General features: G+C 51.4%; 4 protein-coding genes and 1 pseudogene. All 5 read right to left on the reverse strand.

What is annotated here, in order from left to right; genetic code table 11:
* Positions 1–629: pseudogene (locus tag AC2FNV_RS23120) on the reverse strand (IS6 family transposase); the annotation flags it as partial.
* Between the two features lie 220 nt (positions 630–849).
* Positions 850–1,848, reverse strand: coding sequence for an ABC transporter substrate-binding protein (locus AC2FNV_RS23125; protein WP_170609131.1), 999 nt, complete (start codon positions 1,846–1,848; stop codon positions 850–852).
* 47 nt (positions 1,849–1,895) lie between these two features.
* Complete coding sequence (locus AC2FNV_RS23130) at positions 1,896–3,836, reverse strand: MFS transporter (protein ID WP_170609129.1); 1,941 nt, start codon at positions 3,834–3,836, stop codon at positions 1,896–1,898.
* Positions 3,833–4,624, reverse strand: a complete 792-nt coding sequence (locus tag AC2FNV_RS23135; RefSeq protein WP_170609127.1) for a hypothetical protein — start codon at positions 4,622–4,624, stop codon at positions 3,833–3,835. The genes AC2FNV_RS23130 and AC2FNV_RS23135 overlap by 4 nt, the downstream gene beginning before the upstream one ends.
* A gap of 329 nt (positions 4,625–4,953) precedes the next feature.
* A complete protein-coding gene (locus tag AC2FNV_RS23140; RefSeq protein WP_170609125.1) occupies positions 4,954–5,913 on the reverse strand; it encodes a homocysteine S-methyltransferase family protein in 960 nt (319 codons plus the stop codon).
* Positions 5,914–6,210 lie beyond the last annotated feature (297 nt).

Raw genomic sequence — 6,210 nt, forward strand, 5'->3', positions numbered from 1 at the left:
TCTTTCCTGGTTGAAGTGGTTATAGACAGAGGAATGGACGGAGGCGAATTTCTGCAAACTTCGCATACGCCTGAAACGCTGCATGGCGCGTTCTCTTCGTCGGAACGGCAGATGAGAATTCTCAACGCGGTTGTTGAGCCATCTACCCGTCATTTGCTTTTCCAACGCTCCCATTTCTTTGAGCGCTGCCTTGTAGGATGCGAAGCGATCTGTGACTACTTCTTCAGCTTTGCCGTGCCGCTTCATTAATTTCCTGAGGAATTTCAGCGCTGCAGCTTTGTTTCGGCGTTTGGTGACAACGGCTTCCAGCACCTCGCCTTCGTGATCACAGCTCGCCACAGATAATGTCGCTTGCCATTTACCTTCACAAAAACCTCGTCGACATGCCACTTCCATTTCGAGAATGCACGAAGTTGCTGGACCCGTTTGCGTCTAATCTCAGAAGCAGACATTGGGCCGAACCTGTTCCACCAGTATCGGACGGTTTCATGGCTGACATCGATCCCGCGCTCGTGCAGCAGATCTTCGACATTCCGCAGCGAAAGTGGAAATCGGACATAAAGCATCACGGCCAGGCGGATGATCTCGGGGCTGGTTTTGAAGTACTTGAAAGAGGCAGGTTTGGTCATGTCCGAAAGCTATGCAACCGCCCCGCCCCGCTCAAGCAAAGTTCTTCTGACAAGACCGCTCTGGGCTCAGTGCGGACGTTGGCCGAAAAGTCGCGAATGTCCACTTTGCGGACTAAGCAGTCGTCCCACTTTCGCGCGAAAGACGCCTAAAACTGCGCAGGCAGTGTCTGCCGATTCAGGGAGGAATAGTCCAGTAATTAAAGAGTGATATACGTTGGCGTTATTCGACAACTTCTGCGATTTGCAGTAATTCGATAGGAGGGTACATACCCAGCTTTTTTGCAACGTCCATATTCACCACGTATGCAAAGTCGGTCACGCGTGCGATTGGCAGATCCCCCGGCTCTTTGCCATCCCTCAGGATTTTCAATGCCTGTTGCGCTGCAAGTGCTCCGACATCTGCCGCTCGCGCGGCCACAGAAAGAAGCGCATCCTGCTCCCTGACGACTTCCTCATAGGGGCTGAGGATTGGCAATCCGTTTTGAACGGCGGCGCCTGTGAACACATCTGCATTCAGCCTGAGGAAAGAACTCGACCCAAGATAAATGAAATCCACGCCAGCGTCGGCCAGTTCGGCCACCTTGCCTGGGATCAGAGCCGAGTCAGGGACATTCTGATTTCCCGGGTCAATTTCAAGTGCTGTCAATTCGAAACCCATTTCTTTTGACAGCTCCTCCATTTCCTTAACCTTTAATGCAGAGTTCCTCTCGTTCATGTTAAAGAGTATTCCAAGATGGTCAAAGTCGGGTTGAATCGTTCGAATAGTTTTGATGTTTACTGCTTCGGGAACGCGATTAAATGTTCCGGCTACATGAGGTCGACCGCTGCCTTCAAAACTTTCAGCGATGCCGCTCCCAAAAGGGTCTGAAACGTACATGAAAACAAGCGGACGCTTTGATATGAAATTTTCTGGTTCGCTATTGTTGATGTGACCGGCCACACCCAAGGTAACGCTGGTCCCGTATGTAAGGACCAGATCAGCATCAATTTCGCGGGCTTCAATAATGAACTCGGGTAGTTTGTCACGATCTTGCATTGCATCCCTGATCAAAACTTTAGCATCAAATTCACTGTCTTTTATTGTGTCGATAAACCCCTGGCAGCCGTGCTCGCAACCCTCCCAGAAAATTCCGAATATTGTTTTTTCGCCGGCTTGCACCCAACCACAGGCCAACAACGATACACCAAGGGCGGATGCAAAATAGTGGAGTTTTTTCATTTCAGCCTCATCGCCAGAGTCCATTTGGACTGGTTGCCTCAATCAATTTATTCAGAGACGTGTTCCGGTGTTTTCCTGTGACTATTTCCGCCACCAAGCATGATTAGCGTACCACATAACATCAGCACGCCAATGCCGCCGATGATGGTCAAATACCCGAGCCGGGGTATCAAGATTACACTCGCAATCAAACCTATGATTGCCGCCAAACGTTCAATCAGACGCAAGGCACCCAAGGCTCTTTCACCCCCACCGGCTCCACAGGTCTGTTCGCCAATTTGGATGGCTTGGGCATATTGGGTCGCGTCGCACATCGCATACCCCAAGCCGAACAGCGTCACGACAATAATCATGGGCATAATCCCGGACAAGAAGTATAGGGATGAGATCGCAACACCGGAAATAAAGATGCCAAAGATCAAAAACGGCACCTGCCCAACTTTCCCGTCGGCAAACCTCGCTACGGTTGGGCCCAAAAGAAGTTGGGCAAGATAGTACAACATCACGATCCGGCCAATGTCAGCCACTCCGACACCTTGGCCCTCAAGAACAACCGGTGTTAGATACCAGATGAAGACGGACATACCGATATTGATTGGTACGGACACACCAAGCGTCAACGCAAAAAACCTGCGATTGGTTAGCACTGTCCAAATGCTCTTGTCTGATTGCGTGGTTGTAACTTCCTGATCCAGGGAAACGTGGCCAGAAATAACCCTCGCACCAATTAGTCCTGACAACACCGCCAAACCTGCTCCAAAGAAAAAGGTTCCCGAAGCTCCGATGCGGTCCGCAAGAACACCGCCCAGTGCAGACCCACAGAATGCTCCGCCGATGATTACGAACAAGAATCCACCGATTGCTTGGGTGAGTTCGTCCCTAGGAGCGGTCTTGATCGCGTATTCCTGACACGAAATCGTCGCTAAGGCATAAACGATGGCCATAAAACCGTGCCAAAACGCAATTACCAAAGCGTTCTGCCCCAAACCAACTCCAACCATGGTCAAAGCCGTAATAGGAATAGCTGACAAGAAAAGGCGTTGTGGGCTAAAACGACGCGCAATCGCTCCACCGAAAGGGGCCATCAAAGCCATCGCAACAAGATAGGCAATTAGTGGTGCAGTTGCCGCCATTTCCGAGGTCAGCCAATCCGGTCCACCAGCATCCCGCGCATAGAGCGGAAGAAATGCGCCGCTGATTTCTGTGGCAGTTGAAAAGATAAACACCGGCAATCGGATATCCACAAAATAGGCTTGCGGCAAAGCTGAAAGCTTATCCTGAGCTCCTCTAAGCCTCGCAACGTGCAATGCGCGATCAGATAACCTCCTCGCAACTCTGCGTAACTCACCAGCATCCCGTGCCGGCAAAACATGCCGAAAGCTTGCTGCCGCCTGTTCATCCATCAGTGTAAATATCCGATCCAATGGCTTCCCGAGCATATTTGCCGAAACGAGCAGCACGATTTCAAATGCTAATAGGATTGCAACCAGTCCGACGACGATAATGTCTAGCATTACTTCCTGAAGCCTTGATCTGACAAAACGAGGGTCTGCTTCGATTGTAAGCTCACCGACGATGGTGTTTCGTCGAAGAATAGATAGCGTAACAGTATTCGGTGAAGTGTTAATTTCATTGGGTGCATCTGTACCCGTTGAATCGCCTCTGCTGCTTGAGGCTATCAATCTCCCCGAATTGGACCGCAACATGATTTTTTCCAACTCTGGAAACTCTTTCAAGAGTTCATCCAGATACTCAGATGCGCCTCCGATGGCTTCCAGCGGAACACCGAAGTCAATCGCTCGTTCAATCTCTTCTCGAACCGTAGCCGCTATCAGTGCAGTCCGCTTGTTCATTTCCGGTTCAAGCGAGGCCTCAAATGTGCGCACAGCCGCAAAGGCCATCAGCGTCAACGACAACAATACAATTGCCGCGACCCATCCCACGACTCTACCTGCAGCCAGTCTTCCGTGTTGTTTTTGCGTGTTCAAGAGTCGCCCCCTTTATCCGAGGGGCAGACACTCTTTCGTTCCGACTCGTACATCCGCTCGGATTTCCACAGCTGATCCCAAAAGTAAGCGCTGGAGATTCCAAGCCCATCTACGTCTTTTGGCTTGTCCTTGTCAGGGTTGGATGCCCGCCAGAATGATCGCTCGAACAGATCGTAGGCTGCTAGTATGCCATCGATAATTCGAACGTGCTCAGCCAATGCAAGACGTAGAACCAACGCTCCAATCAAGATGGTCACTATCATAAGCAACCCGGCCACAAACGATAGTTTTGCTACCATAGCCCGCATCTGATCCATCGCCTGCGCGTTAGAGTACTTAATTGCTAGCCGAGCTGAGGGTGCACTTAGCTCGCCTACGTCTATTCCGGTCACAAAGCTTGCCCGTTCATCGATCTGAAAGACGCCTCCGGCCTCTGGATCGCTTACGGCGGAAACCCATGCAATTGGAACAACCTGAGTGTTTTGATCGGATGTGGAGTGGATGATTTCACCACCCAATGAAAACAGGGTTATGTCGTCAATTGCTGGGTCGCTTTGTTTGGCGGCTTCCAATACAGCAAGCGCGTTTCGAACAGACGAGACAGGCAACCCCAAATCTACGACAGAGTTGAACGGAACAGCTGTGCGCGTTGCCAAAACGACCAAACGTTCCCGCACCATATTGGAAAGTATGGCCTCAAACTGCAGGGTTGCCAGACCGACAAATACGAACAGGACAACCAGGTTCGCGGAAGCGACAACCGTCAGTATTCTACCCACTAGCCCCATGCGATTTGCTCCAAGAACCCTGCGGCCGAACCGATCACAAAAAAAATGATGATAGCACAACCAATTAACGACAATTGAAGCGCAGTAATCAAGTCTACCAGAAACTCATTCCTCCCAACCGGCGAAATCCGTGGCAGCAGGCCGTTCGAACCCGGTCAACCGAGTTCACTGCAAATCGGAAAAAATACAAACAGATGAGATACTTGCGGGTTGCAGATCCGAGGGAATCGCGAGGAAACTTGATAGCCGGTTTGGGCTCGGAGCGGACGTTAGACCCGTTCCGCAGAACGACCGCTGGGCGGACTAAACCGTCATTCCGAGTGCTTGCGTTACTCAGCTGCCATCTCTCTACGGACCTCGCCAACTTGACGAGTGATCTGACCAATATGTCGACCATCAGTACCGCAACACCCGCCCCAGACGTTTACATGTAGAAAGCGTCGTGCCAGATAAGCCATTTGGCCGCCAAGTTCTTCAGGGTCGCCGTCTTCAAGATGGCCGAGCTTGCATAAGTCAAGTGTTTCCATCGCGACGGCATTAGGCATGAAACCACCCAACCGGCGGGTCCAGTTCCCGTCCGTCAATCCCGGCGTAAACTCGGTCGGGTGCGTGCAATTGATCATGTAATAAGCTGGCGCGAATTCGGTTGCGGCATCGACGGCGGTGATTGCCTGTTCCAGTGTCTCTCCGCCTTTGAGCTTGCCACCTCTCGCCACAAAGAACGAAATTACTACCGGTATGTCTGCCGATTTCGCGGCTCTGGCGATGCCTGTCGCCTCCTCGATGCTCGAAAACGTTGCTGCTGTTACGACATCGGCTCCCGCTTTCTTGAAAGTTAAGATTTGTTCGGAGTGGTACTCCTCGGCTTCGACCGCATCTGGCGTACGACCTACATTATAGGCGTCACCGCGCGGGCCAATCACGCCACCGACAATCATAGGCGTTTCCGGGCTTTCGTACTCTTTCGCGAAATCCTTGTAGAACTCGATTCCACGGATATTGATTTCTTCTAACGCTTCTTTGGAAAACCCGATCAGCTCTCCCCAATCTCGGCTGGCGCGATAGTGTAGGCCTTCATTGATTACACCAAAGCCGTTCTCTAAAGCCGCCTCAACCAACTTACGGTGATAGTCAGTCAGGCACGAAACACCTCGTTTATCATTTAAGAGTTCGAATGCGCAGAAGTGCCTGAGCGTGAAACCATCGACATACTGAAGCCAAGTCTCAAATCCACCGCCACAGGTCATATTTCGACCTTGCAGTTGTGGAAGCATTTCGTTTGCAGCCATCAAAACCCTCCCGACCCAATAACCGCCAATCTAACAAAGAACTTATAATTTGTCGCGCACGGAGAAATGGGGGTTCAGCTACGAAGCGATCAGCCGCACTGGGCTCGAAACCGTATTTCGCTGCGCATAGCATGAACAGCCGCTTGCGGTGAAAACTGTCTCCAGCTGCTCACATCGTCATCGAGCGCTGTGCAGATGGGGTGGATGGCTCCTGCTCCATCGGCGTCGCGATGCGCCATAGTGCAGGTGTCGTTATCTGCGAGAGAGGAGTCACCCCATGCAAGTTACCACGATCGG

This window comes from Ruegeria sp. BHSA163 (assembly GCF_059613365.1).